We start from the raw sequence: 25,958 nt of genomic DNA on the forward strand, positions 1-25,958 counted from the left end.
CTGTGGCCTGCGACGACGGCAGAGTCATAGCTACGGCCCGGGCACTCGGGCCGGTGGGAAGGTCCCGGGAAGGCAACCCGGGCATCGTCTCGGCAACAGTCCAACACACGGGGGAAACATGAATTCGACGTACTTGCTCGCGGGCATCGAGGTCCAGCGGCTGATGGAAAATCAAGCTCGCGCGGCGTTTGACCCTGAACGTGCGGCGCTGCTCGCTCTAGTGCAGGCCCGCCCACGTCGCAGCTGGAACTGGCGCGTCTGGTCGCGCCGGCTGCCCGCACCAACCAGGGAGCGAGGCCGGGTCCGGTGACCGTATCGGTGATGGCATCGAGCTATGCCGACACCGACGCCGACGCGCCGAGGCACACAGCACGCCCAGCCGACTTTCTCCTCGGTGCCCGCGCGATGCTCCCCTGGCTGGCCGGTGTCACCCCGTTCGGCCTGGTGATCGGGGTCAGCGCGGCACAGGCCGACGTCTCGACGCTCGCCGGGTGGCTGACCGGCCCGTTGATGGCCGGCGGCAGTGCTCAGATCGCGACGATCGAGCTGCTCGACGCCGGTGCCGCTCCGCTGGTGGTGGTGTTCAGTGCGCTGATCATCAACCTGCGGCTGGTGCTCTACTCCGCGGCGATGGCGCCACACTGGCGAGGCCGTTCACGGCGGTGGCGGGCGTTCGCCGCGTACCTGCTCATCGATCCGTCGTTCGCAGTCGGTATTGCCCGCTACGAACAGCCCGGGGATCGGTCCCGGGCGGACACGTACTACGTGGGCGGGGCCGTCGTGCTGTACGCGACCTGGTTCGCCGCGATCGCCGCGGGCGCGCTGGTCGGTGCGCAATTGCCCGCCGCGCTCCAGCTGGAATTCGTCATCCCGTTGTTCCTCGCGGGCGAGGTGGTGCCGAAGCTGGCCCACCGAGCCACCCGCCGTGCGGCTCTGACCGCGGCCGGCGTGGCCGCGGTGGCCACCGCGATCCCGCTGCATCTGGGCCTGATCGTGGCGATCGTCGCCGGCCTTGCGGCCGGTCTGCTGGCGAAGGAGGCCGCGCGATGAACGTCTGGCTGGTGATCGTCGTCATCGGGCTCGGAAGCTACGTGTTCCGGATCAGCATGGTCCTGCTCATCGACCATTTCGACCTTCCCGAGTGGCTAACCCGCGCGTCGGGCTTCGTCGCACCCGCCGCGTTCGCGGCGCTGGCTGCTGGCAGCGTCGCCGCCCACGTGGGCGACGTCGATCTCCTCCGTGCCGTTCCAGTGCTCGGCGCGGTGACGGCGGCCGTCGTCGCCGTCCGGCTGACCCGCAAGTCCTACGTGGCGGTGCTGGCCGGCATGCCCGTGCTCTGGATCCTCACCGCCTTGGTGGCGACGTCATGACGGCGCCGGCGCGGCCGCGAAGCCCGCCGGAAGGTTCCGGGAAGGTCACGTCCCTACGTTCACTGCAACCGATCCACCCGAATGCCATCCACCCCACATCACAAGGAGACAGAACCATGAGCATCACCGCAGAACGAGCCCCTCTCAACGGCGTCGACACGCCCACCCTGTTCGCCACCCTCGACGCCGTCAAGGGCCAGCCGGACATCGCCAAGTTCCAGTTCCGCGCGACCAACCGGTGGATCAGCGGAACCCACAACCAGTCGACGATGCACACCTTCTTCGGCGCGGGCCAGGAGATGGAGCACAAGCATCCCACCGTTATCGACGCCGATCACCCGGCCGTGCTGGTCGGCCAGGACCACGGCCCGACGCCAGTCGAGTACGTGCTGGGGGCGCTGGCGGCCTGCCTGACCTCCGGGCTGGCCAACATCGCCGCGGCCCGCGGCATCGAACTGACCGAGGTGACGTCGACCGTCGAAGGTGACATCGACCTGCTCGGAATCCTCGGGCTCTCCGACTCGGTCCGCAACGGCTACAAGGACATCCGGGTCAGCTTCACCATCTCCGGGAACGCACCGCCGGAGAAGCTGCGCGCGTTGGTCGAGCAGTCGCGAGACCGCTCCGCGGTGTTCGACGTGATCACCAACCCTGTCCCGGTCGCGCTGGACGTGACCGTCGTCTGAGGCTCGCCGGTGATCCGGCACGAGCCATCACCTGCGGGTGGCCGCCCCTGGGCCGATCCTCATCGGGCGGCCACCCGCAAGAAGGAGAAAGAGAAACGTGATGAAAACGATCGATACGGTTGTGATCGGCGCAGGTCAAGCCGGTCTCGCGACCAGCCGCTACCTGACCGCGGAAGGGCGTGATCACGTCGTACTCGACCGTGGGCGGGTGGCCGAGAGCTGGCGCAGTGCCCGCTGGGACTCGCTGCGGCTGCTGACGCCGAACTGGATGACCCGGCTGCCCGGGTGGAGTTATGCCGGCTCCGAGCCGGACGGTTTCATGACCGCCGCCGAACTCACCGGCTACCTGAGCTGTTATGCCACGTCCTTCGGCGCTCCGGTGTTGGAGCACACACCGGTCACCGACGTCTCTCCCATGGCCCATGGTTATCGGGTGACGACGCTGCGCGGCTCGTGGTTCGCGCGCAATGTGGTGCTCGCCAGCGGTCCGGCTCGGACGGTTCCCACGCTTTCCCGGCGGCTCCCATCTGATCTTCACCAGCTGCACACCAGCAAGTACCGCAGGCCCGCCCAGCTGCCCGACGGCGGCGTCCTGGTCGTCGGTGCGTCGGCATCGGGCGCCCAGATCGCATCCGAGCTTCGCCGCGCGGGCCGGAGGGTGGTGCTGGCCGTCGGTTCGCACACCAGCCTCCCCCGCCGGTATCGCGGCATGGACATCATGTGGTGGCTGGAGCAGAGCGGCGTCCTCGGCCGCACCATCGCCGAGATGCCCGACCCGCGAGCCGCACGCACCCAGCCGTCATTGCAGCTGCGCGGCGGCACGTCAGGTGAGGATCTCAACCTCGCCGCTCTGGCCGATCTCGGCGTGGAGATGACCGGCCGGCTCATCGCCGCCGACGGGTCCACCGTGTACTTCGCCGACGACCTGGCGCCGACGATCGCCGCGGCGGAAGCACGGACCCGCCGCACCCTAGACATCATCGACCGATACGCCGAATCGGCCGGTCTGGCCGCCGAGGTGCTGCCGGCCGTCCCGGAACGTGTGCTCAACGTGCACGAGGGCCCCCGCAAGCTCGCCCCACGAGCCGCTGGTATCACCACCGTGGTGTGGGCCACCGGTTTCCGGCACAGCTATCCCTGGTTGCGCGTTCCGGTCTTCGACCGCGAAGGGCACGTCCTGCAGTACAGGGGCATCACCGCGGCGCCCGGCCTGTACGTCGTCGGCGAGCGGTTCCTGCACCGGCGCGACTCGAGCTTCATCGACGGCGTCCGGTACGACGCACGCACGATCACCGACCACATCAGGATGTCCTCGCGTGCGCAGCGGGCAACGCGCCGGGCAGAAACAGTGCTGGAAGGAGCCCACGTCTGATGAGTGCATCGACGTACGACACCATCGTGGTCGGCGCGCGGGTCGCGGGTGCGACGACGGCCCTGTTGCTGGCCCGGCTGGGGCTTCGAGTCCTTGTGCTGGACCGTGGCCGCTACGGCGGCGACACCGTTTCCACGCACGCGTTGATGCGCGGTGGCGTCTGGCAGTTGCAGCGCCTGGGCGTGCTGGACGACGTCGCCGCCGCCGGCACTCCGCCCGTGCGGCGGGTGCACTTCCACTACCCCGACGACACCACCAGAGTCACGCTCAAGCCCACTCCCGGGGTCGATGCGCTCTACGCACCCCGGCGCACCCTGCTGGACCGCATCATCGTTGACCGTGCCACCGCAGCCGGTGCCGACGTGCGCTTCGGGATGACCGTGACCGCGTTGTCTCGCGACCACACGGGCCGGATCATCGGCGTCGTGGCCTCCGATCGTCTGGGCCGCCGGCTGCGCGCGTCGGGTCCACTGACCATCGGTGCGGACGGGATCGGCTCAATCGTGGCCCGGGCCGTCGGCGCACCGCTGACCTGGGCGGCGTCCGGTGCCGGCAGCGCGTTCCTGTACGGGTACTGGGATCACCTCCCGGCCGAGGGATACGAGTGGTACTACTCCCCCGGTGTCAGCGCCGGTTTGATCCCGACCAACGACGGCCAGACGACTGTGTTCGTCGGCACCACCCCGGAGAAGATGAAGCTGGCGCGTGCGGGCGGCACCTGGCCAGGATTCCGCACCCTGGCCGAGGCGGTCTCACCAGATCTGCGGGCCCGGCTGGCTGACGGCCAACCACCCCGGCGCCTGCGCGGCTTCACGGGCGTGACCGGCTATCTCCGGCAATCCTGGGGTCCGGGATGGGCGCTGGCCGGAGACGCCGGCAGCTTCGAAGACCCGCTGAGCACCCACGGCATCACCGACGCGCTGCGCGACGCCTCCCTGCTGTCCGAGGCGATACTGCGCATCCACGCAGGCGGCGCCACCGAGGCGGAGGCACTTTCGGCCTACCAGAGGACTAGGGACGCACTCGCTTTGCCACTTCTGACCACGGTTGATTCGATCTCGTCCTATCAGTGGACCGTCGCTGAACTGCAGCGTTCGCTTCTCGACGCCAGCTCCGCGATGAGCGAGCAGTTCGAGTCCACGCAGGACCACGCCGAACATAGCTCCTTGGCGCGCGTCCTGCCCGCCAGCGCATCGGATTCAGCCCACCGCGTTGCCCCCTAACCCCGGACGCTGCACCTGTACAGACGTGTAGTTCAGGCGCATCATGGATCTGGGTGCTGGCGCACTAGGGCACGGCTGCTGCGACCAGGGGGGTACCAGTGGCGGCGACACGGGTAGAGATCCGGCTCCTCGGTGGATTCGAGGTGGTGATCGACGGCACGCCGCTGGCGCCGTCGGCGTGGCCACGTCCGCAGGCTGCCAGCCTCGTCAAGGCTCTCGCGCTGACGCCCGGTCGCCGGCTGCACCGGGAACGCCTGATCGACATGCTCTGGCCGGATCTCGCGGTCGCCGAAGCCGCGCCCCGATTGCACAAGCTGGCACATTACGCCCGTCGTGCGCTTGGCGACGACCGCGAAGCCGTCGTCCTGCGTGGAGAGATGGTGGTGCTGCTGCCCGGTGTGGACGTCGAAGTCGACACCGACGTCTTCGACCGTGCGGCCGAAGTAGCCCTCGCCGGCACGACGACGGAGGCGGCTGCTGCCGCCGCCGACCTCTACCGCGGAACGCTGTTGCCGGATGACCCATACGAGGCCTGGACCGACGAGCCCCGTGAGCGGCTCCGGTTGCGCTATCTGGAGGTGCTGCGTCAAGCCCGCGACTGGCCGCGATTGATCGAGACAGACCCGGCCGACGAGGAGGCACATCTCGCGCTGGCCAGCCGCTATCTCGACGCGGGCGATCACCGGGGAGCCTTACGCCAGCTAGAGCGAATGGACGCCGCATTGCGCAGCGAACTGGGTGTGGGACCGGGCCCGGCGGCGCTCGCCCTGCGCGACCAGGTTCTCGCCTCGCTGCCGCAACAACCCGATAGCGGGCACGTCGCTCTGATCGGCCGGGACAGCGAGCGGCGAATCATCGAGAACGCGCTGGCCGAAGCCACCCGTGGACGGGGCCGGACAGTGCTGGTGTCAGGTCCGGCCGGCGTCGGCAAGTCGGCGCTACTCGACTGGGTGGCCCGCCGAGCGGAGCGCACCGGCTGGCGGGCAGGGCGGGGAGTGGCCGCCGCCATCGAGGGCGCCTGGCCGTACGCGCCGGTCCTGGATGCGTTGGCAGACCTGTGCCGTCGTCACCCCACGCTGCTCGACGGGCTCGACGACGCGTTTCGCGAAGAGATCGAGCGGGCCCTGGCGGGGCGCGAGCTGACCTGGAGCGGCGAAGGCGCCCACCAGCGGCTGTTCGTCGCGGTGGCGGAGCTCGTCCGGCTCGCCGCGTCCGGCTCAGGGCTGCTCCTCACCGTCGACGACGTGCATGAGGCCGATGAGGCCAGTCTGCGCATGCTGCACTACCTGGCCCGCACCGTTGTGAGTGAGCGCGCCGTCGTCGTTCTCGGATCTCGTGACGGCGGCCGCAGGGTGGAGCAGATCCGCACCAGCCTGATCCGCCGCAACGCGGCGATCCAGATCACGCTGGATCCGCTGGATCGGCCGGCGACGCAAGCCCTCGTCGAGCACCATGTCGCCGAAGCGGCGCCAGAAACTGTCGAGCGGATCTGGGCGGTATCCGGAGGTCTTCCGTTCGCGATCACCGAGATGGCCAGGGCACCTGAATCCACCGACGCCGTCGCGATGGGGGCACTCAGCGTCGTCGGCCTCGCACCAGCGACACGCGAAGCTCTGCAGCGGGTCGCGGTAGTCGGCACCAGCTTCGATACCGATCAGTTCGTCGCGCTCACCGGCCTGCCCGAGCCACAGGCGTTCGCCGCGCTGGACGCCGCGTTAGGCGCGCTGGTGGTGCAGCACACCGGAACGGGCTACCGGTTCCGGCACGCCCTGATCCGCGACGCGCTGCTGGCCGGTATCGCTCCCGCCAAGGAGCGCAGGTTTCATCATGAAGCCGCCCAGCGTCTCGCTGCCGTAGGCGCTCCCCCGGCGCGGGTCGCCCATCACCTGATCGCTGCCGGTCAGCTCGCCGCAGCGGTGCCCTATGTCCTGCAAGCCGTCGAGACCGAGGCGGCCATCGGGGCTTACCGCGACGCGCTGGCGCTCCTCGAGGCCGTTCAGGATCATGCCTCCACGGCGGATCGGCCCCGGTTGTTCGCCTTGCGGGCGAACCTGCTGGCCGCCTTGGGCGACCGGTCGACCATGGACGCCTACCGTGCGGCCCTGGCGATCGCCGACGAGTCATCGCGGCCGCTATTACGGGCCCGGATGGGCCAGGCCGCCGTCATGGAGGGCGACCTGGTGACGGCCGCCGGCGTACTCGATGGGCTGGAGCCCGACGGCGGTCCGGCAGATGTGGCCATCCTGCTGGCCAAGGGCAGCCTGGCGTATTTCAGTGGGGACGTCGACGCCGCGTGGAAAGCCTCACATGACGTGTGCAGCCGGCTGCCCGCGCATGAGAACACATGGCAGCGCCTGGACCTGCTGGCCCTGCAGGCCCTCATCGCCCACCACCGCGGGGAGCTGTTCTCGCAGCTGAACACCGAGCTGCGGCGTGCCCAGGACACGCCCGCCCTGGCGAGCACGCTGTTCGACCCCTACCTCTGCGTCGCGGAGTTTCTCCTGTACGGCACCACCCCGTACAGCGAGGTGAAAGCTCTCGCGCACTCGCTTCGCAGCACCGCGCGGCGCACCGGCGTGCTGCGCGCCGAGGCGTTCGCCGACGCGCTGCTGGGCGAGGCCGCGCTCCTCGCGGGCGATCTCGCAGAAGCCGAACGGGAACTGCAGGACGCGGTCGACCTCCACCGCGAGATCGGCGCCGCCGCCGGAGAAGCCAGCTCCCTGCAACGCCTGGCCGAGCTGCGGTTGCTGCAGGGTGACCCCGCCGAGGCTAGCCGCCTCCTCCGAAGGGCATTGCGGCGAGCACGGTGGTCGATACTCGCGTTGCACCTCGTGCAACGCATCTTCGGCACCATGATCCGGGCCGCCCCCGATCCGCAGTCAGCCCGGCTGGTGGTCGACCAGGCCGAGGAAACCATGGGAACCGACGACGCCTGTGCGTTCTGCGTCGTCATGTTCGCCGTGCCGGCCGCCATAGCCTGCGCCGATGTCGGAGACCTCGAAGCCGCGCAGCGCTACGTGAAAGTCGCCGAGACGTCGTCCGAACTATGGGAAGGGACCTCCTGGCAGGGCGCCATCCTCGAGGCGCGCGCCCACCTCGCCGAGGCCTCCGGGGATCTCCCCCGGCGCACGGCCCTGCTGGAGGAAGCAGCCGCGGTGTTCGACGACGCCGGCCAGCCGCCCGACGCCGACCGCTGCCGCACCCAACTGGCCACCGATACCCCCAACTTGATCATCTGACCACCAGCGGTCCACGTGTGGCGAAGCGCCCTATTCGTCGATCGGCAGCGTGTCGGCGACGTCGTAGACCGGCCAGCCGTCGTCGTCGGGGCGCATCGTGGGCCGTTCACGATGGTTCTCCTGCCGGCCCACGTCGAGCAGGTGAATGACGCTCGCGCCGCGGCACACCAGCGCATCGGCGATGAGCGAGCGATGGCAGCGCCACCACAGCGTCTCGGCACACATGATGGCGACGCGCTCTCCATTACCCGATCGGACCACCAGAGTGTTCACGGCGTCCCGGAACGGCGGGGTGTCCATATGGTCCGCGTATCCCGCGAACGCCACGTTGATCAGCGCCGTGTGCCGGGTCTGGTCGTGGCGGCTGCGGCGACCGCCAAGCGCTTCTCCCTGCCACTCGTAGGCGATGCGGCTCTCACCGAGGGCGGCAGCCAAGGCGTCCCGACCGAACTGCGGGTGCCGACGCGATCCGGGGAATCGCCGGACGTCGACGAGCGTGCCTACCTCGGCAGCCTCGAGCACCCGAAGAAACGTCTCACCGGCCCTCGCACCATGGCCGACGGTCAAGACAACCGGGCGCTGTGCCGCGCCTGAGTCTGTTCCATCCACCCGTCCCATCGTATCGACGCACGGTGTAGGTCAGCGGCGATGCGCCGCGACCGGACTTGGCCTCTGAGTGCTCGACTTCAACAATCCGCGTAGGTAGGTCTACCCATGTGATCTCGGCCCCCGCCCTGCCACGCTGGTACCAACTCAACCAGGACGGGGGTCCCGGAATGGCTACCTATTCAACCGTTGAGAGCAGTGTGGTGTCGCGCGACGGCACCGAGATCGTGTACTGGACCAGTGGAGACGGGTCACCGATTGTGCTCGTCCATGGGGCGCCGGCTGATCACACGCGATGGCGGCCGCTGCTCCCGTACGTGGAAGAGCACCTCACGGTTCACGCCATGGATCGGCGCGGCAGCGGGGCCAGCGGAGACGCGGTGGCATACAGCCTGGAGCGGGAGTACGAAGACGTGGCTGCCGTCATTGACGCCGTGGCGGCTGCGTGCGGGCAAAACGTCGACGTGTACGGCCATTCGCACGGGGCGATGGCAGCATTCGGTGCGGCGACGCTCACCGCGAATCTCCGCAAGCTAGTCCTCTATGAAGGCTGGCCGGCCCCGGACCCGTCGATCTATGCCCTCCCGGTGGAGGTGATGGAACGGATGAACCATCTGTTGGCCGACGGTAACCGGGGCGGCGTCGTCGAGACGCTGTTCCGTGCCATCGAGAATGTCTCGGATGAGGACGTGGCCTGGCTCCGATCGGCGCCTTCCTGGCCAGGCCGCGTCGCGGCTGCGGAGGCGCTTCCACGCGAGATCTCAGCAGAGACCCGGGCGCGACTGGAACCGGAGCAGGCAGCCAAGATCACCGTACCCGTCCTGCTCGTGACCGGCGAGGAAAGCACCGACCCAGCCAAGGCCGAAGTAGACACAGTCGCCGATGCACTACCCGACGCGCGGCACCTGGAGCTGGCCGGGCAGCAACACATTGGCGACATCCTTGCCCCGGAGACCTTCGCCACGCATCTGCTGCAGTTCCTCCACGGCAGTCCCTGATCCCCACTACGCTCGCGATTCGCCCGCAACGGCAGGCGCAGGATCGCGCCAACCTCGCCGCGGTCTCTAACAAGTCGTGGAACGCAGCGCCAGCGCCGTGCCGTGTCTTCAGCGGACGAGCGGCGTCACAGATCAGTGGGCTGGGCTTGACCGGCAGGAAAGGGTTCCGAATCGCGGATTGAGCGCCACCCACGTTCGACCGACCGGCGGCAGCGGCCGGGGTCGTCACCACAGCTGACGAACAGGGCGGCGAGCATGGCCGCGCCGTGATCGAGTGCTTGGACCGGTAGCGGCCCGTTGCTCACCAGAGACACCAGCCCGTGCCCGATGGCCCAGCTCTGTGTGGCCAGAGCCAGAGCGTTGACGTCCTGCCGGAACCGCCCGGTGCCCTTCGCCCGCTCGACGGTGTGCACCAAGGATTGCAACGTTTCGTCAGAGGCTGCAGGATCTTCCAGTCCGAAGCCCGCGTCGAACATGACTCGATAAAGGTCCGGGTTGGCCAAGGCGTTGGACAGGTACGCAGCGCCCAGCGCAGCAAGGTCGCGTACCGGGTCGGCCGACGACGGAACTGCCTCGAGATTCCGGGCCAGACGAGTGAACCCTTCCTGGCGCATCGCCCGCCACAGGCCGTCCATCCCGCCGAAGTAGGTGTAGACGGCCATCGTGGACAAGCCGGTGCCCGCGACGACGGAGCACAGGGTGACCGGCTCCCTGGCGCGCAGCATCTGAGCGGCCCGCTCGATCAGCATGGTGCGGACTGCGGGGTCCTTCGTCCTGACCATGGTGCGATAATACATAGCGCTGCTATGTTTAGAATCGATCTCGTTGCCCGATATTGAGGAGTGGCTATGCCCGTGGAGCTGATCAACCCCGACGGACTGCCGAAACCCGAGGTGTACCGGCAACTGTCCGTCGCCACCGGTTCACGGCTGGTGTTCCTGGCCGGACAGGTGGCCCGCGACGCGGATGGGAATCGCGTTGGCGAGGGAGATCTGGCTGCCCAGGTCGAGCAGGCCTACCTCAACATCGGCACAGCCCTGGCCGGGATCGGGGGATCATTCGACGACGTTGCCAAGCTGACCATCTACGTCGTCGACTGGTCCCCCGACAAGAGGCCGCTGCTGGGCGAGGGTGTGGCCAGAGCGGCCACCAAACTGGGAGTCGACGCGGTCAAACCGAACACGCTGCTGGGCGTCGCCGCTTTAGGCGAGCCAGACCTCTTGGTCGAGGTCGAGGCCACCGCCGTCTTGGACTGACAATCCGCTCTCGGCTGAGGAGCCCGGGAGTCCTCGGAGCATCTCCCCTTCGGCTGCTGGACTCGGCTCTGCCGCATGCCCTCACACCACCGGCGGGATGTTCCACGCGGCGATCACGGCGCGGTCGTGTTCTTTGCCGAGCACCGACACCTTGCCTGTGTCCAGCCGGAACAGACGCCCAGCGGCCGGCTCGAGGCCGAGCCAGCGAGCGGTGAGCACTCGGAGCACGTGTCCGTGCGCCACCACTAGGACGTCGCCATCATCGAGGAGTATCTGAACACGGTCGAGAACCGCATCCACCCGGGCGCCCACCTGTTGGATCGACTCGCCGGGGTGCGCGTCGTCGCCGGGAATGATGCCATCAGTCCAGAGATACCAGCCGGGATGCTCGTGCCGGATCTCTCTCGATGTACGGCCTTCGTAGCCGCCGTAGTCCCACTCCCACAGATCGGCCTCGATCTCGACGCCGACGACGCCGGCCAGTTGCGCGGTCCGTCGCGCTCGTGACGCCGGGCTCACCAATGCGTGCACGACATTCCTCGCGTCAAGGTACGGGATGAGCGCGCTCGCCTGTTCTTCGCCCAGCGCGGTCAATGCCACATCCGTCCGGCCGGTGTGCCGGCCGCTACGGCTCCATTCAGTCTCGCCGTGGCGGATCAATATGAGTTCACCTGCCGTGTCCATACCCGAAGTATGCCGCTCTCTCATCGAGGTGTTCCCGGTCAAGACCTTACGGATGGGTTGGTACGCTGCGAGACGTGGCGTGACCTTACCTGGCTGGCTCGCCGAAGCGGGCCGCTGGAAACACACATGGCTGTTCGGCACAGCCGACGGATCCTCGTGCCTTCGTCTTCAGGAGTTCACGTCATGACCAGCCACGCAGAACGAACCGAATCGGCTATCGCCCACGCCGTTCTGGCCGAGGCCAACCGCGCGCACGGCATGCGCTTCCAGCTCGACCGCCGCATGGATCGTGGAGCCCAGTCCGGTGCGTGGCTCCTGACCAACCGGGCTGGGGAGTATGCCGTGCTGAAATGGAGCCCAAACCGGCACTGGGCAGCACAAGTCCTGCGCGCCGCCGACGTGGTGGCGAGCGTTCGCGCCGTCGGGTACCCGACGCCAGCTTGGCTCGCCGTCGGCGTCAGTGACGACGGCCTGCCGTATCAGATCCAGGAACTCGTCCCCGGAAGCCCAGTGGGCCGAGTAACCGTTGACACGGTGCCGATGCTCATTGACCTTGTCGAGAGCCAGCGTTGCGTGGACCCTGACCCCGAGCGGTGTTGGTCGCAGTATGTGACGACCACGATGACCTCCGGGCGTACGCATCTATGGCAACAGGTAGCCGGCATCGGACCGATCGGGCGGGAACTTCTCGGCGCTTGCGAGCAACTTCTCGCCGCCCATGAGCCTGTGTTCCTGCCGAGCGGCGACCTGGTGCACGGAGACTTTCGGCCGGATAACATCATCTTCGACGCTGGCCGGATCAGCGGTGTGGTCGACATCGAAGCGCTCGGCAGCGGTAGCAGAGTCTACGACTACGCCACCTTGCTCTCGGCACACAACATCGAGCCAGGCGCGCAGCAGATGATCATTGCCGCCGGCGAGCAAGTCGCAGGGCCCGGGCCGTTCGCCTACTGCTTCGCCCACGTCGTCCTGGAGCTTGCTGTGTTCGTCCACCAAAGCAACCTCGAGACCGGCGTCGGAGACCTCCTCGACCAGCGCCGCCGCGTTGTCCAGCTCATCCCGTAGCGGGCGCGTGCCGCGCCGCCGAGCGGCGGCACGTCCATGCCCACCACATATGCGACGAATATGACGTTTTCGGTCTTGGTGTATGGGTAGCGACACGGTGGGAGGAGGAACCCCTCATGGATACAGCAGTCATCATTGGGATCGTCGTAGCGGCGATCGTCGTCATCGTGCTGGTGGCGGTGATCTCCGTTCAGGCCCGAAAGCGGGGTGCGGCACAACGCCACGAGGAAGCGCTGAAGCATCAGAGAGAAGCTGAGGTGCACGAGGCCCGGGCACAGCGGCGCAGCGCGGAGGCAGACGAGCGTCATGCCAGGGCACAGCGCGAAGAGGCCATCGCGCGGGAGCAAACTGCCCGCGCCGCCACGGATCGGCGCGAAGCCGAACAGCGCCAGGAACAGGCCAGACGAGCCGAGCCCACGGACGACGGAGCCTGAGCGCTCTTGATCATTGTGCTCCTTTAGGCGCCATAGCACCTAAAGGAGCACAATGATCAAGGAGGACTCATCCCTTAACGGCCCCCTGCGTAAGTCCGGAGACGAAGTTGCGCTGGAAGATGATGTAGACGAGCACGATCGGCGCGATGGTGATGATCGTGGCTGCCGACAGCAGCGGGATATTGGTCGAGTACTGGCCGACGAAGAAGCCGAGGCCGCCCGGCGCGGTGCGCATCTCCGGGTCCTGCATGAGGACGATGACCAGCAGGAACTGGTTCCATGACCACATGAAGACGAGCACGGCCAGCGTGGTGATCGCCGGCCACGAGATCGGCAGCAGTACACGGGTCAGCACACTCAGGTCACGTGCGCCGTCGATCCGGCCCGCTTCGACCAGCTCGCCCGGAAGAGATGAGAAGTGCGACTGCATCCAGTAGACGCCGAAGGGCAGGAAGAGCGCGACCTCCGCGAAGATGACGCCGAGGTAGTTGTTGGTCAGGCCGACGTTACTGAGGTTGTAGTACAAGGCGATGACGATCAGCTCGACCGGCAGCGTCAGGCCCAGCACGAAGATGATTCCTACCTGCCTGCCGCCCCATGCCTTGAGGATCGCCAACGCGTACCCGGCCAGGGTCGCGCACAGCACCACCAGCGGCACCACCGCGCCGGAGATGATGAAACTCGACCGCATCAGAGCGCTGTAGCCGCCCTCGTTCCAGGCGAGGGCGAAGTTCTCCCAGTGCCAGTTCTCCGGCAGCCGCATACCCGAGACGGTCGACCCGGACGCATGCAGCGCCGCCAGGACGATGCTGGCGAACGGCAGCAGAACCATCAGCGTCATGACGGTCAGCACCAGGTAGCGCATACTCATGCCCGCGGTCTGAGTTCTCATGCGTTCTCCCGAGCCAACCGGCGGATCAAGGTGACGAAGCCGATGACCAGCGCGGTCAGCGTGATCGCCAGCGCACTGGCGGTGCCGATGTCGCCCTCGTTGAACGCGAGCCGGTAAACGAGCAGCGCGGGCACCGTGGTCTGGTCTGCCGGGCCCCCGTTCGTGGTGACGAACACCAGGTCGAAGCTGGCCAATGCCGCGATCGTCGTGATGACGCCGGCGATCGTGATCTCCCTGCGCACTCCGGGGACCGTGACACTGCGGAACTGGCGGAACGCCCCCGCGCCGTCGAGGGTGGCAGCCTCGTACAGCGCGGGATCGATCTTCTGCGCCCCGCTCAGGAACAGCAACATACACAGCCCGCTCATCGTCCAGGTCCCGATGAAGCCCAGCGCGATCAAGGCCAGGTCGTAGTCGCCCAGCCATGCGCGGGTGATGCCGCCAAGGCCGATCAGTTCAAGGAACTGGTTGAACAGCCCGGTCTCGTTGTACAGCCAGCGCCAGGTCACACCTACCGCGACCAGCGGCAACACTTGCGGCAGGAAAAGCACCGTCCGGAAGAACGCCATGCCACGGCGCATCCTGCCCATCAGCAGTGCGGTCATCAGCAGGCCCATACAGACCGGGATGAACGAGAAGAACACGATGAGCAGCAGAGCGTTCAGGACCGAGTTGTAGAGAGCGGGGTCCTGCACGATCTGCACATAGTTGCCCAGCCCCGCCCAGCTCGGCGGTTGCACACCGTCCCAGTTCAGGAAGGACAGATAGAAGGTGTTCAGCGCCGGCCAGATCGCGAAGGAGGCGTAGAAGATCACGGCAGGAAGCAGGTAGAGCCACGCTTTCGCCGCGCGCCGGTTCAGTGGCCGCCTCCGACCGGTGCCCAGCCCCGCGCCACGGGATCGTTCCCGCGGCGCGGGGCTGACCTGGGTGATGTCAGCCATGGTGGCTGGTCCACACCTCCTGCAATGAGGACAGGTAGTCTTCCGTCGTCGTCCGGCCGGAGATGATCCCTTGCAGGCCGGCGGTGAGGCGATCGATCATCCCGGGTGCGGCGAAGTCCGGGAAGGGCACGATGTTGTCGTTCTCCGCCACGGGCGCGAAGCTCTCCGCGATGTCGCCGAGAAGGCCGTCGGTGGCGACGTCCGCCTCGGTATTGACCGGCATGAAGCCGGTCTCGATCTGGATTTCCGCCGCTTCTGGAGAGTTCATGTAGTCCAGGAAGGCGGCTGCGACATCAGGGTGCTCGGTGGCCGAGGAGATCGAGTAGGCAACCGACGACCCGGACGCTACCGGGACGCTGCCCGCATCTGCACCAGGCAGGACGAAGAACCCTGCGTCGTCGCCCATCTCATCGGCGACGGTGGCGGCCGCCCAGTTCCCCGTGGCGTGAAACGCTGCGTTGCCGGCGGTGAAGTCGGCCAGCGCATCCGCGTCAGAGGTGGCGTTCGAACCCTCCGAAATGTAGCCCGCCTCAACCCATTCGGCGATGATCTCGGTGGCCTCGGCGGCGGCGTCGGTCTCGATGGAGGAGTCCGGGGCGCCGTACACCCAGTCGAGATAGTCCTGCGCGGGACCAACGCTGTTCAACACGGCGTTCCAGAGATGGAGCGCCCCCACCTCCAGCCCACCGAGGCTCAGGGGGCGTTCGCCGGTCTCAGCCACCGCTTCCATCGCCTCGCTGAACTCGGCCAGGGTGCTGGGCACCTCGTCCACGCCGGCCTCTTCCAGCATGGGCCGGTTGTAGTAGACGCCGAGCACGGATAGACCACCTGGCACCGCATACAGCCCACCTGTGCCGAACTGCTGTGCGTCGTCGTCAGACATCAGCTGCTCGAGGCTCGCCGGCGGGAAGGCACCTTCCCAGCCGTAGAGCTCGGAGTAGCCGCCGAGTTCGAGCACATGCCCGGCCGGTACAAGCGAGCGCATCGCCCCAGGGTTGTACTGCGCGATGTCCGGCGCGTCGTCCGAGGACATCGAACGGGTGATGGAGGTGATGTAGTTGCCGAAGTCGGTCTGGGCGGTCTCGATCGTGACGTTCGGGTATTGGTCCTCGAACCCTTCGACCAGTGCCTGGGCCGGAGGGTCGTCGGTATAGGCGAGCCGGAGGGTGACTTCCTCGTCGGTGATCTCGTCGGAAACTGTCTGGGGATCTTCCTGATCGTCCCCGTCGTCGCTGCCAGCTGTGACGCAGCCAGCCAGGACGAACATGGCGACACCGACCGCGCTGATGCGGGTGGCGTGAGTTCGAATACTCATGGGTTCTTCTCCTTCGAAGGGCTCACCGCGGGCTGGGAGGAGCTGGACACGTGGACCCCTTGACCTTCCTAGTCCAAAGCTGCATATTACTTACATGCCGTACGAAAATAAAGGGCCACCCCGACTCGCCGTCCAGTGCTGGGCATACGCCCGGTCAAACCTTCGCGCCCGCCAAGGCAGGCAGCCGGCGCAGATCGGCACCGATGGTGCTTCTCAGCGGATCGCGCGTGCATTGCCAACCCGATGAAGAAGGAGCGCACAACATTGTCGAACCCAACCTCCACTTCTCCGACCGAAGCGATCAAGACACCACTGAGCCGGCGCACCGTTCTCGTGGGTGCCGGCGCCGCCGCGCTGAGTTTCGCCGTGGGTGCACGCCTGCATGCCGTCGCCGGTGGCAACGAAGGCAGCTTCGCCATGCTCACGGACGTCCACATCGACGTCGACCGGCCCGAACGCACCGCTGATTTCGAGCGCATTCTGCGACACATCGAGCCCAGGAACCCCAGCTTCGTGCTGAACTGCGGGGATATGACCGAACTCGGGCTGGCAGACGAGTACGAGACCTACCTCGACAGCATCCCTGACGGCCTCAGGGAACTGATGAGAAACGTTCCGGGAAATCACGAACAGCAGTGGAGCGTCGACTACGAGCTCTACCACGAGTACCTCGGAGCAGGTCACTACAGCTTCGACTCCGGGGGCCTGCACTTCGTGAGTCTGGATCCGCAGGTGATGATGGAGTGGGGATGGTACTTCGATGAGGACCTTCTCGACTGGCTGGAACGCGACCTACGGCAGGTCCCGAAGAACACGCCGATCATCATCTTCCTGCACTACCCCATGGGAGCCGACTGGAACTACGTCCACAACGACGACGAGGTCCTGCGCATCATCGAGAAGTACCCCGTTCGCGGCATCTTCGCCGGCCACCGGCACAGCACGATCGCTTCCCAGTACAACGGCGCCACACAGGTGATCGGCAACTCGCTCAAGAACGGCCCGTACTACTACTGGGTCGAACGCAAGGATCGCGATTCCGGACCGGTGCTCGAGATCACCGAGGTCACCGTCCCCGCCGACGGGGAGGTGGAAGAGGAGCGGGTCGCAGTCGTGCCGCTCGACAGCCCGGGCCCGGGCGAAACACTCGGTCCGCTTCGGATGAAGGCGGATCCAGCCGGCTCCGAGGTCGCCTTGCGGGTCGACGTCCCGCCGGGCGCCACGGTCGAGGACGTTCAAGCCCGGATACATCCCTACCGGTACGGCCGGGATATCGACCGGTGGTCGTCGCTGGAGCGAGCCGACGGGCAGGCCGGCGGACGGCGCTGGACCGGCCGAATCGACAGTTCCGAACTGTGGCCGGGGCAACACAAGATGGAGGTGCGCGCCGTCGGCGACGACGGAGCGCTATACGACGACGTTGTACGGTTCGAGCTGCCATCGGCGAACGCGCAGGTCAGATGGACAACCGGCCTCGATGGTCGGATACAGGGCGCGCTGGGAACGCGGGACGGCGTCGTGGTCGCTGCGACGACAAAAGGACACGTCGAGGCCTACGCACCCACCCATCGGGCGAACCGCCTGATCTGGCGCGCCGAGACCGGCCCGGTCTACCGCCAGCCGGTCTTCACGCCGGACGGCTCCGCGGTCTTGATCCCATCCACGGACCACCACCTGTACGCACTCGACGCGGGCTCTGGTGCGGTGCAATGGTCGACGAACCTCGATGCGCCGCTGGCGGGCGACGTCGCGCTCGCGGAGGTCGACGGCGAAACCCGCATCTTCGTCGCCGCGGGGACGACCCTATTCAGCCTCGACCTGAGCGGCGACATCTTGTGGTCCGCTGATCTGAGCGGCATCTGCGCCGGTCGCCCGGAGTGCGACGGCGAGCGCGTGTACATCGGCAGCGGAGACGGCAACGCCTACGCCTTCACTGCCGACAGCGGCGACGAGGTCTGGAGTGTCCAGCTCACCGATCGGACCACGAGGTACGGCACCGTCCTGTACGGGCCGTGGGCCTGCTACGTGCGGATCCTGCCGAACGGCGCCGCGCTGTTCACCACCTTCACCAACGCCTTCGCACTCGACGGCGCCACCGGTGACCTCGTGTGGGAGGGACAGGGCGATGAGCTGGGGATGCTACAGCTGCTCTACACCCCGCCCACGTTGACCGATCACGGAATCCTCCTGGTGGACGGCTTCAACGGGACGATCCACGTGGTGGATCCGGACACCGGCGAAGAGATCTGGCAAGAGTCCGCTCTACCGCGCAACTTCGGCGCGGCGCCCGTACCCAGCCCTGACGACGACTCCGTGTACTGGCTGGTCAATCAGAGCGGTCTGCTGGTCCGCATCGACCTCGAGAACAGGTCGGTCGATCAGGTGCTGCAGGTGCTGTCCGCGTACACGCAATCCACGGCTGCGCTGCTCGGCTCCGGTTCGGAACAGGTGCTCGTCGTGGGCGGCCAGGACGGCGTCCTGCATGGCGTGGTGGGCCTGCACGATGTGTGAGTCGTAGCAAGAACCGCTGGACGGGCTCGGGCCGGTGGACGCCGGCCCGAGCCCGCCGCACCGCCGGTGGCATGAGGGCTGAACGTTGGCGACACCTGCGTTCAGTCGACCGGATTCGACAGCCACTCACCTTCGAGCATGGCTGTTCTGCCAGGAAACTCGTGAAACCCGTTCCATACCTGAACACGGCGAGGGAACAGGCGAATGTAGACGTAACCCGGCATCTGACGTGGGTCATGGGAGACGGCTGCGAAGCGGTCGGCCGCGTCCGAGGCGATCTTGGACACCGGCACGAGACCATCGAGGACCGTATCGATCATCACAACGTCGGAGGTGGTGCCTAATGCCAGACGTGCGCGCCGTGTCTCCTGGAGGTTCCGCACCGTCTTGCTGTTCTCGCCAGTTGCGGTGACGACGACGTCGTCGTCGACGATGAACGCCACCGGAATCAGGTGTGGCCCCGTGCGCCCGCCTGTCGACAGCCACATCTGGAAGTCCTGCTGAAGGCGTCGTTGAGCAGCAGCTACCCGCTCGTCATGAGTGCGAGGCGTCGGCACGATGGATCCCTTCTTCGTTGGCAGTGGCTCGCGTGGTCGGCGTCGAAATTGGCGCACGAAAGCAAGCGCGCAGGCCCGCAGCCATGACACCTGCGGTGACGTGAGGGCCCGCGATCACGCGGTGGTCAGAGTCGCTTGTGCGTAGCGGTCGAGCAAGCCGGGCCAACCGCCGGTGCCGTCGTCGAGGTGGAAGCGGGCAGGTTCTGGGTAGGTGAACCGCTCCAGGTGGCGATGTTCCAGATCGACCTTCGTCAAACGAGGCCCGAGGTCCGTGAAGCGGAGCTCAACCTCGGTTCGCATCCTCGGGTCGTACTGCCAGAACCCGTGGCACAAGCTGCCGGCGGTGATTCCCGGGATCGCGGTCTGCAGCTGCCACGCGAGAACGAGGCGGTGCGGCGGGTCCCACGCGAGGACCGCGCCCCAGTCGCACTGTTCACCGTCGACGGATTCCTCGTACCACCGACCGCCGACGTGGGGTTCGATCGTCACTCGGGCTTGTGGTGCCTGGGTGATGCTGTTCTGTACTGGCCACCAGCGGTCGATGCCATCAACAAACGTTTGAAATGCTCGGTCGATGTCGGCGGGCACCGTAACGCTTCGATGCACGGGTTCAGGTGCGCTCATCGGCATCACCCATATGGATGTCGGCGTCGGGGAAACTGGCTCGGAACGACGCCAGGGACTGATCCCAGAAAACGTCGAGATAGGCCCGAAGCTCGGCAAAGCCCTGCGGGTCGACCTGGTAAAGGCGCCGCGTGGCCTGTTGGCGTTCGAAGACCAAGCCAGCCTGCTTCAAGACTGCCAGATGCTGCGACACGGCGGGTCGGCTGATCGGAAGAGTCTTCGCCAGCTCGCCGACCGCGATCGGCCCCTCGGTGAGGCGCTCGAAGATCTCGCGGCGCATCGGGTCACCGATGGCCGCGAGCATGTCGATTGCGCCCATTAGTCCTCCTGGTCGGTAAGTACTCGGTTACCGTAAGCTGCCACTGACCGTAAGTCAAGGCTTACCGAGGAGTCCGGATCATGCCGCCAAAGGACCGAGGTGGCGTCACCCGCAACAACTAGTGTCAAGGGGCCGAAGAACGAGCCGGGGTAAGTACCTGGATTGACCTCGAGTTCGTCGACCGGGACGGCCGCAAATCCGGGTAGCGCTCGACCGGCCCAGGGCGATCCGCAGCTCCAGTCGGGCCAGGTGCTGGCCGAGGCATTGGTGCACGCCATATCCGAAGGTGAGGTGGCCGGCTACGTCGCGGCCCGGGCCGAACTCATCGGGCGACTCGACGAAGTATGCAGTCAACGCTTGCGCACAATTCTCGGCGAGGAGACGCCCCACAGACATAGGCGAAATTGCTCATCCTTGTCATGAATTGACCTCGCCAGGTCATTACCTGCCGGTCATGACGTACAGGTAGGGAGGACTGTGCACCACCTCGCCCCGGGTGGCCTTGCGCGCGAGGGCGAGTGCACCGTCGGTGGACGTGCCGCTCGGGCTGACGACCCGCACGTCCGGCACCAGCGCGACGAGGCTCGTCGTGAACGGGTCCAGGAGCAGCTGACCGGCATCGAAGAGCCGCCCGCCCCAGGAGACCCGTGGTTGCGAACCGAACGCGGCCGCCGCGGCGGCCTGGGCCAGGCACCGGCCCGCATCTCGCCAGATGCCGTTGGCAATCGGGTCGCCCGTATGGGCCGCCTCGGCGACGGCTGTCGCGAACTGGGCCAGCACGTGTGCCGGCGACGGCACGTCGTAGGTGTGGGCAACAAGCTTCGATGGGTGGCCATAGACAGCATGCAGCCGCTCCAGCAAGGCCGCTGAGCCGTCCTCGCGGCCGTCATGGGCACGCAGCGCGGCTCTCAGGCCACGCGCACCGATCCAGGCGCCGCCCCCGTCGTCGCCCAGCGCATAACCCCAGCCGTCTACTCGTCGCCAGATGTGTTCGAAATCCGTGCCGAGCGCGATGGCCCCGGTGCCGGCGGCAACGACGACGCCGGGTTCGTACTCGAGCGAGCCCACATGCGTGGTGAGCACGTCGCCTGCGAGGATGAACGTATCGATGTCGAGCTGTCTACTCAGCGCCCGCGACAGCTCTGCCGGGGCATCGTCGAGTCCCGGGACGCCGGTCATGCCGATCGCCACCGCGTGATACCGGCGTGTCCCCTGTGCGGAGGGTGCATTCAACGCGTCCACTATCCGCGGCGCCAGCCTCGCTACATCGACCTTGCCGTTGATCCGAGGGACCGGACGGCCGTCGTCGAAGAGTGTTGCCCTCCCCTGGAACTCGAGCTGCCCACGGACGCCACCGCCGCCGACGTCGATGCCGGCGATGTTCATGCGTGTTCCAGCCGTGCCGCGGCGATGGCCTGGCGAATGCCCGTGTGTGCCGCGACCGCAGCCCGGGCGCGTTCCGGCGCGCATCCGGTGAGCAGGTACACCAGGGCCTGCGAGACGATGCCGTCGTTCTCTTCCAAGGCCTTCCGGCAGGTGGGCGCATCGGCTCCGGTCGCCTCACTCAACACGTTCACCGCACGCTCCCGCAGCTTCGCGTTGGTGGCCACCAGCCCGATCATGAGATTCCCGTAGGTCCGCCCGGCCTTGATCATCAGTGCGGTCGAGAACGAGTTCAGGATGAGCTTCGTCGCTGTTCCGGCCTTGAGCCGGGTCGAACCGCTCAGCGCCTCGGCTCCCGTGTCAGCGACGACGGTGAGGTCCGCGGCCTCCCGTAAAACAGCCGCAGGGTTACAGGTCACGAGGATGGTGAGCGCGCCCATCGTCCGCGCGGCGCTGAGCGCGCCGGCCACATAGGCCGTGGACCCGGAGGCGGTGATCCCCACCGCCACGCTCGACTCGTCGAGGTCCGCCGCGTCGGTGGCGCCAAGGTGCGCGGCGTCCTCGTAGTCGAGGGAACTGTCCGTCACCGCAGCCAGCCCACCAGGAAAGTGAGCGGTGAACAGCCCGGCGGCCACTCCGAAGGTGGGAGTGATCTCCGACGCGTCCAGCAGCGCGAGGCGACCCGAAGCGCCAGCCCCGAAATAGTGCACCGTGCCGCCGCGGCTCAGCCGCAGGTGCGCGGCCTCCACCGCTTCGGCCAACTGGTCGCCGGCCTCGTCGACGGCTCTGACCGCGTTGGCGTCCTCGTCGTTCAGCAGCCGGACGATGTCGCGGGTGCTGGCCGTGTCGATCGCGGCGGTGCGCGGGTTGCGTGCCTCGGTGGCCGATCTCTGCGCAGTCATCGGGCTCCTCGTCGTCTGTCGTGCTGTGACGCTCGCGGGAGCGAGCAGGCGAGCGTGGCGTACATGGTGTGAAGCCGGCGTGATTCTCTTGTCGTGTCTTGGACGCCGGCGGGAGGCAGCATTCTGGGACCGTTCCGGATGAACGAGTCGGCGAGTTCTCGCAACCCCATGTCCAGGTCTGCAGCCGCCGTCCCCGCGGCCGGGTCCGCGTCGGCGGCGGCCTTCAGCCCGCCAGCCCACAGCGCCCAGCGATGGCGGTAGTAGCCACCGACGAGCCCACTCCAGACCCGGCCCGAGTAATCATCGAGCAACGGGCTGCTCGACTCACCCCAGGTAGTGACGATCCGTCGCGCGTTGTCGATCAGCACGGCCCGCTCGAGCTGGTCAGTGGCCCAGCGCGCGGCAGCGTCCTCCCAATGCTCGAACGTGAACTCGACCCTCGTACCCAGTAGGCGTTCCAGGTCGTCGAACACACCCAGGAACCGCTCGACGCGGTGACGAACATCGCCTTCCGTGTCTCCCAGATGTTCGACGATCTCCAGGTAGAGGTGGTCAGCGACACGCGACATCACTGCGATGCCGACGTCGACGAGATCGTGCCCGAGCGTACCCCTGGCCAGCACGGCGTCGTTTTCAGCAGCATCGATCATCCGGGCCCAAGCATCGACCAGAAGGCCGGCGTCGTACCAGACCAGCCCGCGAACCTCAGCCCGCATGTTCTCCAGCCAGGGGCCTACGTCTGCGGTGATGCCCGAATACGACGGCTTGGCCGTGAGCACTCCGGTGAACAGCTCCGGAAAGATCCGCACCTCACTCGCGTCATAGACGGTGTTGAGCAGGCCCTGCCAGGCGGTCAGCAGCGGCCCGGACACAGTGCCGTAGCGCTCGGCGACGAAGCCCGGCAGCCAGGCGGTCGCGTCGGCGGGACGCTGCCACAACTGGTCGGCGACAAACTCGAAGAAGACGGGGTTGTTCCGCGTCGCCTCCATCGACAGCCCGAGTCCCACTGGCGGATGAACGCTGCCCAGCGCGGAGTCGATCTCATGCACGACGCCGTTCACGTCGGCGATCGGCTCGGTGCGCCCGCCGAAGTTGAGCAGTGCACACCACAGCCATGACTTCCCGGAGAGCCCACTGAGCCGTTGCCACTGCGGGTCGCTCTCGGCCCATAGGTCGGCCAGGAGCAAGCGATCGTCCGGAATCGCGTTCAGGAAGTCGCGGATGCGTTCGTCTGTCCAGTAATCCGCTTGATACGAGAACGGCCAAGCCTGCATGAGCCAGACCGCGTGCGGATCCGCCGACAGCATCCCGTTGAGTGTCGACGTAGCGACCGCGCCGGCGAAATCCGGATCGCCATCCACCGGCGGCATCTCGATGAACGGGTCCGCTGCGTACAGGTGATCGGTACCGTACAGCTCGGCTTGCGCCTTCGTGATCTCGGCCCCTACCTGCTCGAACAGGGGATCGGTGGGCGGCAGGACGTGCGTGGTGAATCCCTGCCAGGTCCGTGGGCTGGCCAGCTCCGGTGCCAGCTGCCGCGGAACGTGCCCGGTGAAGCCCGGTAGCACTGGGGTCATCCCGAACGAGCGCTCACGCTCGAGGATGGCGGCTCCCAGATCGCGATGGCTGTCGATCCATGCCTGCGAGAGCGGCCCGGCAAAGGTGTCGAGGCAGCCCATGTACTGAAACGGAAGATAGCCCGGGCCACCGAGGAATTCCCGGACCTCCTCCCCCGTCAACCCCAAGCGCGTGTACGCGGCCAACAGAACAGCCTCGTGCCCGGTCAGGGCGAGCGGCATGGTGACACCGTGCAGCGCCATCCAGTCGATCTCGCGCTCCCACTCCTGCCAGGTCCAGTAGGGCATCGTGTAACTGAAGGTGCAGAAGTTCAGGTAATAGCCTTCCTGGACCCGTGCCTCCCCAGAAGTCTCCGGCGCATCCGGCAACGAGTGGATCGGCAGCGGCAATGCCGTGTCCCAGTGCACTGCACGACCACAGTGCCGGCGGAGAAAGTGGTGCAGCGCCACGGCGGCGCTCACCCCGTCTGTCGCCGCTATGCTCAGCTCACCGGCGACCGCCCAGTAGCTGTAGTGCCGCCCCGGCTGGCCGGACAGGCGGAAATGAACGGAGTTCCAGATGTCTCCGAGTACACGCTCGGTGAGTCCCTGGAGCGTGGCTGCCCATGGTGCGGGCTTGTCGTCGTCGCATTTCAACAGGGATATTCACCTCCAGCCGCATTTAGTTTCGTACGGTACGTACCAAAGTATGGTAGCGTATCGCACAGGATCCGTTCACGGGAGGATTTGTTGAGCGCTCCGGACACCGTGGTTGCCGCCGGCACCGAATTCATGCGCGAGATCAACGCATCCGCCATCTTGCGGCAGCTGCGAGCGGACCGCAGCATGAGCGTCGCCGCGCTCGCTGAAGCGGTGGGATTGTCGCGACAGGCTGTCACCCGGTCCCTCCACGCGCTGGCCTCCGAGGGGCTGGTGGAGTTCAAGGCTCCCGAGCGGGGTGCTACCCGAATGGGCCGCCCGGCGCAGCTCGTCCGCTTCCGGGCAGAGGCCGGCTACGTCTTGGGGATCTCCATCGACCCTCGGCACATCCGCGTCGCACTGTGTGATCTGGTCGGCGACATCGTGGCCGCCGATCACGTGGAATTCCAGGCCGAGCCGAACGGCCAGGAGGCACTCGACACCCTTGTGGCCGGGATCAATCGCACCCTCGAGGCAGCCGCCGTCGTCCGGGACGACGTGTGGTTCGCGTCCGTGGGCGCCCCGGGCATCGTGGATCCGGCAGCCGGAGTGATCAAGCTGATCCCGAGCATGCCGGGGATCTCCGGCGACGTATTAGTGCGCACTGTCGCTGACATGCTGAGCTGCACCGTCTACCTCGATAACGACGTCAAACTGGCCACCCAGGGTGAGTTGTGGCGCGGCGTCGATCACCCACAGGAATCTCTCGTCGTGATTCACTGGGGCGATCGGGTGGGAGCCGGAATCGTCTTGCAAGGCCGGTTGTATCGCGGGGCATCCAACGACGCCGGAGATATCGGATTCCTCGATTTCGTCCCCGGCACCGCGGAAACAGCGCAGGAGCCTGCGGCACAAAGCTCGGCAGGCTTGGGACGGTTCGAACAATGGGTCGGTGCCGGCGAGATCGTCGCACTGGCCTCGGCTGTCGCACAACGCCTCGGTGACAACGACCTCGCCAGCCAATTGGACTCCGACGCCGATCAACAGCTCGACGCCGTGATCGACGCATTCGTCGCGGGGGCGCCGGCCGCCGTCGAGGCGATCGACATCGTCGCGGGCCGCTTCGCCACGGGCATAGCAGCAATCCGGTCGATCCTCGACCCCGGACTGGTTGTGATCGGCGGGCCTCTGGCCAGATGTGGGGAGCCGCTTCTCGAAGCGCTCGGCCGCCATCTCGAACGGCACCCTCTCAATCAGCCGGCCTTGGAGATTTCGGCGCTCGGCGACGACGCTGAGCTGTACGGCGCGCTATTCCACGCCCTGGCCGAGGTCGAGCGAACCGGATTCGGCCGCGTCGAGAAGAGGCGCTCCGCGTCTTGACAGCGT

The 25,958-nt window shown here is 67.0% G+C and carries 26 protein-coding genes; 13 read left to right on the forward strand and 13 right to left on the reverse strand.

What is annotated here, in order from left to right; translation table 11 throughout:
- The first annotated feature begins 118 nt into the window (after positions 1 to 118).
- From F7O44_RS03730 to F7O44_RS03760, 7 genes are all read left to right on the forward strand, one after another.
- Positions 119 to 310, forward strand: a complete 192-nt coding sequence (locus tag F7O44_RS03730) for a hypothetical protein (RefSeq protein ID WP_162448801.1) — start codon at positions 119 to 121, stop codon at positions 308 to 310.
- An 11-nt stretch (positions 311 to 321) separates the two neighbouring features.
- Positions 322 to 1,050 (forward strand): AzlC family ABC transporter permease, encoded by a 729-nt coding sequence (locus tag F7O44_RS03735; protein ID WP_162448802.1) that lies wholly within the window; start codon positions 322 to 324, stop codon positions 1,048 to 1,050.
- A complete protein-coding gene (locus F7O44_RS03740; protein WP_162448803.1) occupies positions 1,047 to 1,370 on the forward strand; it encodes an AzlD domain-containing protein in 324 nt (107 codons plus the stop codon). The genes F7O44_RS03735 and F7O44_RS03740 overlap by 4 nt, the downstream gene beginning before the upstream one ends.
- Positions 1,371 to 1,486: 116 nt before the next feature.
- The gene (locus F7O44_RS03745) at positions 1,487 to 2,056 is read left to right on the forward strand and encodes an OsmC family protein (protein ID WP_162448804.1); all 570 of its coding nucleotides are present in this window, start codon (positions 1,487 to 1,489) and stop codon (positions 2,054 to 2,056) included.
- Positions 2,057 to 2,156: 100 nt separating this feature from the next.
- Complete coding sequence (locus F7O44_RS03750; RefSeq protein WP_162448805.1) at positions 2,157 to 3,428, forward strand: NAD(P)-binding domain-containing protein; 1,272 nt, start codon at positions 2,157 to 2,159, stop codon at positions 3,426 to 3,428.
- Positions 3,428 to 4,651 (forward strand): NAD(P)/FAD-dependent oxidoreductase, encoded by a 1,224-nt coding sequence (locus F7O44_RS03755; RefSeq protein WP_162448806.1) that lies wholly within the window; start codon positions 3,428 to 3,430, stop codon positions 4,649 to 4,651. The genes F7O44_RS03750 and F7O44_RS03755 overlap by 1 nt, the downstream gene beginning before the upstream one ends.
- A gap of 98 nt (positions 4,652 to 4,749) precedes the next feature.
- Positions 4,750 to 7,890: an ATP-binding protein gene (locus F7O44_RS03760; RefSeq protein WP_222851017.1), complete on the forward strand. Its 3,141-nt coding sequence runs from the start codon at positions 4,750 to 4,752 to the stop codon at positions 7,888 to 7,890.
- A gap of 30 nt (positions 7,891 to 7,920) precedes the next feature.
- On the opposite strand, the gene F7O44_RS03765 is transcribed toward F7O44_RS03760, so the two are convergent.
- Positions 7,921 to 8,499 carry a DUF488 domain-containing protein gene (locus F7O44_RS03765; RefSeq protein ID WP_222851018.1) on the reverse strand — a complete coding sequence of 193 codons (579 nt, stop codon included), beginning with the start codon at positions 8,497 to 8,499 and terminating at the stop codon, positions 7,921 to 7,923.
- Between the two features lie 167 nt (positions 8,500 to 8,666).
- Between F7O44_RS03765 and F7O44_RS03770 the strand changes: the two genes are divergently transcribed.
- Positions 8,667 to 9,494, forward strand: a complete 828-nt coding sequence (locus tag F7O44_RS03770; RefSeq protein ID WP_162448808.1) for an alpha/beta fold hydrolase — start codon at positions 8,667 to 8,669, stop codon at positions 9,492 to 9,494.
- A gap of 125 nt (positions 9,495 to 9,619) precedes the next feature.
- Here F7O44_RS03770 and F7O44_RS03775 read toward each other — a convergent pair whose 3' ends face one another.
- Positions 9,620 to 10,276, reverse strand: a complete 657-nt coding sequence (locus tag F7O44_RS03775; RefSeq protein WP_162448809.1) for a TetR/AcrR family transcriptional regulator — start codon at positions 10,274 to 10,276, stop codon at positions 9,620 to 9,622.
- A gap of 66 nt (positions 10,277 to 10,342) precedes the next feature.
- On the opposite strand from F7O44_RS03775, the gene F7O44_RS03780 reads away from it, so the two are divergent.
- Entirely contained in the window at positions 10,343 to 10,750 is a 408-nt protein-coding gene (locus F7O44_RS03780) for a RidA family protein (protein WP_162448810.1), read from the forward strand.
- 81 nt (positions 10,751 to 10,831) lie between these two features.
- On the opposite strand, the gene F7O44_RS03785 is transcribed toward F7O44_RS03780, so the two are convergent.
- Complete coding sequence (locus F7O44_RS03785) at positions 10,832 to 11,434, reverse strand: histidine phosphatase family protein (protein ID WP_162448811.1); 603 nt, start codon at positions 11,432 to 11,434, stop codon at positions 10,832 to 10,834.
- Positions 11,435 to 11,617: 183 nt separating this feature from the next.
- On the opposite strand from F7O44_RS03785, the gene F7O44_RS03790 reads away from it, so the two are divergent.
- Both F7O44_RS03790 and F7O44_RS03795 read left to right on the forward strand, forming a co-directional pair.
- Positions 11,618 to 12,499 (forward strand): phosphotransferase family protein, encoded by an 882-nt coding sequence (locus F7O44_RS03790; protein ID WP_162448812.1) that lies wholly within the window; start codon positions 11,618 to 11,620, stop codon positions 12,497 to 12,499.
- Between the two features lie 116 nt (positions 12,500 to 12,615).
- Entirely contained in the window at positions 12,616 to 12,933 is a 318-nt protein-coding gene (locus F7O44_RS03795; protein WP_162448813.1) for a hypothetical protein, read from the forward strand.
- A gap of 67 nt (positions 12,934 to 13,000) precedes the next feature.
- Here the strand turns inward: F7O44_RS03795 and F7O44_RS03800 are convergent, their stop codons facing one another.
- The 3 genes from F7O44_RS03800 to F7O44_RS03810 are packed head-to-tail and all read right to left on the reverse strand — an operon-like array spanning position 13,001 to position 16,081.
- Complete coding sequence (locus F7O44_RS03800; RefSeq protein WP_162448814.1) at positions 13,001 to 13,825, reverse strand: carbohydrate ABC transporter permease; 825 nt, start codon at positions 13,823 to 13,825, stop codon at positions 13,001 to 13,003.
- Positions 13,822 to 14,766 carry a carbohydrate ABC transporter permease gene (locus tag F7O44_RS03805; protein WP_162448815.1) on the reverse strand — a complete coding sequence of 315 codons (945 nt, stop codon included), beginning with the start codon at positions 14,764 to 14,766 and terminating at the stop codon, positions 13,822 to 13,824. Before F7O44_RS03805 ends, F7O44_RS03800 begins: the two co-directional genes overlap by 4 nt.
- On the reverse strand, positions 14,759 to 16,081 hold the full coding sequence (locus F7O44_RS03810) for an ABC transporter substrate-binding protein (protein WP_222851019.1): 1,323 nt from the start codon (positions 16,079 to 16,081) through the stop codon (positions 14,759 to 14,761). The genes F7O44_RS03805 and F7O44_RS03810 overlap by 8 nt, the downstream gene beginning before the upstream one ends.
- A gap of 264 nt (positions 16,082 to 16,345) precedes the next feature.
- Between F7O44_RS03810 and F7O44_RS03815 the strand changes: the two genes are divergently transcribed.
- Positions 16,346 to 18,592, forward strand: a complete 2,247-nt coding sequence (locus F7O44_RS03815) for an outer membrane protein assembly factor BamB family protein (protein WP_162448816.1) — start codon at positions 16,346 to 16,348, stop codon at positions 18,590 to 18,592.
- A 101-nt stretch (positions 18,593 to 18,693) separates the two neighbouring features.
- Here F7O44_RS03815 and F7O44_RS03820 read toward each other — a convergent pair whose 3' ends face one another.
- From F7O44_RS03820 to F7O44_RS03850, 7 genes are all read right to left on the reverse strand, one after another.
- Positions 18,694 to 19,149, reverse strand: coding sequence for a pyridoxamine 5'-phosphate oxidase family protein (locus tag F7O44_RS03820; protein ID WP_222851020.1), 456 nt, complete (start codon positions 19,147 to 19,149; stop codon positions 18,694 to 18,696).
- Positions 19,150 to 19,263: 114 nt separating this feature from the next.
- Complete coding sequence (locus tag F7O44_RS03825; RefSeq protein WP_222851021.1) at positions 19,264 to 19,773, reverse strand: SRPBCC family protein; 510 nt, start codon at positions 19,771 to 19,773, stop codon at positions 19,264 to 19,266.
- Complete coding sequence (locus F7O44_RS03830; RefSeq protein ID WP_222851022.1) at positions 19,760 to 20,092, reverse strand: ArsR/SmtB family transcription factor; 333 nt, start codon at positions 20,090 to 20,092, stop codon at positions 19,760 to 19,762. Before F7O44_RS03830 ends, F7O44_RS03825 begins: the two co-directional genes overlap by 14 nt.
- A gap of 105 nt (positions 20,093 to 20,197) precedes the next feature.
- A complete protein-coding gene (locus F7O44_RS32250) occupies positions 20,198 to 20,488 on the reverse strand; it encodes a cytochrome P450 (RefSeq protein ID WP_162448818.1) in 291 nt (96 codons plus the stop codon).
- A gap of 45 nt (positions 20,489 to 20,533) precedes the next feature.
- On the reverse strand, positions 20,534 to 21,478 hold the full coding sequence (locus F7O44_RS03840) for an N-acetylglucosamine kinase (RefSeq protein WP_162448819.1): 945 nt from the start codon (positions 21,476 to 21,478) through the stop codon (positions 20,534 to 20,536).
- Positions 21,475 to 22,377, reverse strand: coding sequence for an N-acetylmuramic acid 6-phosphate etherase (locus tag F7O44_RS03845; RefSeq protein ID WP_162448820.1), 903 nt, complete (start codon positions 22,375 to 22,377; stop codon positions 21,475 to 21,477). The genes F7O44_RS03840 and F7O44_RS03845 overlap by 4 nt, the downstream gene beginning before the upstream one ends.
- Positions 22,374 to 24,590 (reverse strand): alpha-N-acetylglucosaminidase, encoded by a 2,217-nt coding sequence (locus F7O44_RS03850; protein WP_162448821.1) that lies wholly within the window; start codon positions 24,588 to 24,590, stop codon positions 22,374 to 22,376. Before F7O44_RS03850 ends, F7O44_RS03845 begins: the two co-directional genes overlap by 4 nt.
- Before the next feature lie 93 nt (positions 24,591 to 24,683).
- On the opposite strand from F7O44_RS03850, the gene F7O44_RS03855 reads away from it, so the two are divergent.
- Positions 24,684 to 25,952, forward strand: coding sequence for an ROK family transcriptional regulator (locus F7O44_RS03855; protein ID WP_222851024.1), 1,269 nt, complete (start codon positions 24,684 to 24,686; stop codon positions 25,950 to 25,952).
- Positions 25,953 to 25,958 lie beyond the last annotated feature (6 nt).

The organism is Phytoactinopolyspora mesophila (assembly GCF_010122465.1).
In the GTDB taxonomy this organism is placed as follows: domain Bacteria; phylum Actinomycetota; class Actinomycetes; order Jiangellales; family Jiangellaceae; genus Phytoactinopolyspora; species Phytoactinopolyspora mesophila.